Origin of the sequence: Campylobacter troglodytis (assembly GCF_006864425.1) — a bacterium.
GTDB classification, from domain to species: Bacteria; Campylobacterota; Campylobacteria; order Campylobacterales; family Campylobacteraceae; genus Campylobacter_D; species Campylobacter_D troglodytis.
Genome location: NZ_QHLI01000277.1, coordinates 1 through 387 on the forward strand (window position 1 = coordinate 1; position 387 = coordinate 387).

1 protein-coding gene is annotated in these 387 nt (G+C 43.2%); it reads left to right on the forward strand.

Going from position 1 to position 387, the window contains the following annotated elements; translation table 11 throughout:
• Nucleotides 1-96: 96 nt before the first annotated feature.
• Nucleotides 97-387, forward strand: a 291-nt coding sequence (locus tag DMC01_RS15630; protein ID WP_345788975.1) for a phage baseplate assembly protein V, incomplete at its 3' end; no start/stop codon positions are given.

Genomic DNA, 387 nt, shown 5'->3' on the forward strand with positions numbered 1-387 from the left:
GCAAGCTCTGAGTTGAGTTTAAATTCAAGCAAGGCAGACAAAGAAGGGCAAGAAAGAGAAATAGCAAACACAGCAAATGAAGCAGGGCAAGCAAGGGTGGCAAATGGGGCAAACATAGCAAATGGGGCAAATGGAGCAAACACAGCAAACCAAACAAGCACAGCAAATCAAGAAGACTCAAAGCAGCTTTACTGCATATCCTCCTTTTTAAGAGTGGCAAGCCCCATAGCAAGCTTTAATTCTGGGCTTTACCACACACCAAGGGTGGCTGATGAGGTGATAGTATCGTATTTGGATGAGGACATAGATAAGCCTTATGTTAGTGCGAATTTATACAACTTGCTTAATAAAAGCCTAGTGCCCTTGCCACAAAATGACCATCAAACC